We start from the raw sequence: 1,255 nt of genomic DNA on the forward strand, positions 1-1,255 counted from the left end.
CTCGTGGAAGGCCAGCGACTGCGGGTTCGGCGGCTCGAGGTTGACCTCGCAGGTCACGACGTCGAGCCCGAGCTTGCGCGCCCGCCCGTCGACGGCCTCGTACAGCGCGCGCCCGACGCCCCGGCCGTGCGCGGTGGGCGCGACGACGATGCGGTCGACGTAGAGCGAGCCCGGCACGTGCGCGGAGAACCAGCGGTAGTTCTCGCTCGCGTACTCGGCGCCGGGCGCGACCGCGAGCAGGAAGCCGAGGAGCTCGCCGTCGGACTCGGCGGCGAGCGCGAGCTCGCACACCGGGACGTGCGCCGTCAGGCCGTCGAGCCCGAGCGCGTTGACGGCAGGCGCCGCCGCGTCGTTGAGCCCGGCGAGCGCGACCAGGTCGGCCGCGGCGACCGGCCGCAGGGTCAGATCGCGCACGAGTCGTCGACGCAGGCGGCCGCGTCGGCGTCCGCCGTCGCGAGGGTCTGCAGCGGGTTCGCCTCGCGCCAGCCGGCCTCGAGCAGCTGCGTGAACACGTCGGCGGGCTGTGCGCCGGAGACGGCCACGCGGCGGTCGACGACGAAGAACGGCACGCCGGTCACGCCGAGCGCGCGGGCCTCGGCCTCGTCGGCGCGGACGTCATCGGCGAACTCGTCGTTCGCCAGCGCGGCGCGTGCGGCGTCCGCGTCGACGCCCGCCCCGCTCACCAGGCGCACGAGGGTGTCGTCGTCGCCCAGGTCCGCGCCGTGCTCGAAGTGCGCGGAGAACAGCGCCTCCAGCACCTCGTCGGCGCGGCCGGCGGTGCGGGCGAGGTGCACGAGGCGGTGCGCGGCGAACGTGTTGGCCGAGAGCGTGCGGTCGAAGTCGTAGGCGAGACCCTCACCGGCCGCCACGGCGGTGACCTGAGCGAACATCTGGACGACGCGCTCGTGCGGGATCCCCTTGTGCCGGGCCAGGGCCTCGATCTCCGGGATGCCGGGGCCGATGGGCGTGCTGGGCGACAGCTCGTAGGACCGCCAGGTCACCTCGACGTGGTCGCGGTGCGGGAAGTCGGCCAGGGCGGTGGCGAAGCGGCGCTTGCCGATGTAGCACCAGGGGCAGGCGATGTCGGACCAGACCTCGACCTGCAGGGTACGTACGGCGTTGATGACGGGGGTGCTCACGGAAGCAGCAGGACCTTTCCGGTGGTGGAGCGCGACTCGAGCGCGCGGTGGGCGTCGGCCGCGTCGGCCAGCGGGAACGTGGCCCCGACGCGCACGTCGAGCGTGTCGGCGCGCAC

The 1,255-nt window shown here is 74.7% G+C and carries 3 protein-coding genes; all 3 read right to left on the minus strand.

Annotated features, from left to right (window positions below; all coding sequences use genetic code 11):
* The coding region (locus ACXJKG_RS21205; protein ID WP_456847690.1) for a GNAT family N-acetyltransferase at nucleotides 1-414 on the minus strand (414 nt) is incomplete at its 3' end.
* The gene (locus tag ACXJKG_RS21210) at nucleotides 402-1,139 is read right to left on the minus strand and encodes a DsbA family oxidoreductase (protein WP_456847691.1); all 738 of its coding nucleotides are present in this window, start codon (nucleotides 1,137-1,139) and stop codon (nucleotides 402-404) included. The genes ACXJKG_RS21205 and ACXJKG_RS21210, both read right to left, overlap by 13 nt.
* On the minus strand, nucleotides 1,136-1,255 hold a 120-nt coding region (locus tag ACXJKG_RS21215; RefSeq protein WP_456847692.1), incomplete at its 5' end, for a zinc-binding dehydrogenase. The genes ACXJKG_RS21210 and ACXJKG_RS21215, both read right to left, overlap by 4 nt.

The sequence above is a fragment of the Cellulomonas sp. P5_C6 genome (genome assembly GCF_054049635.1).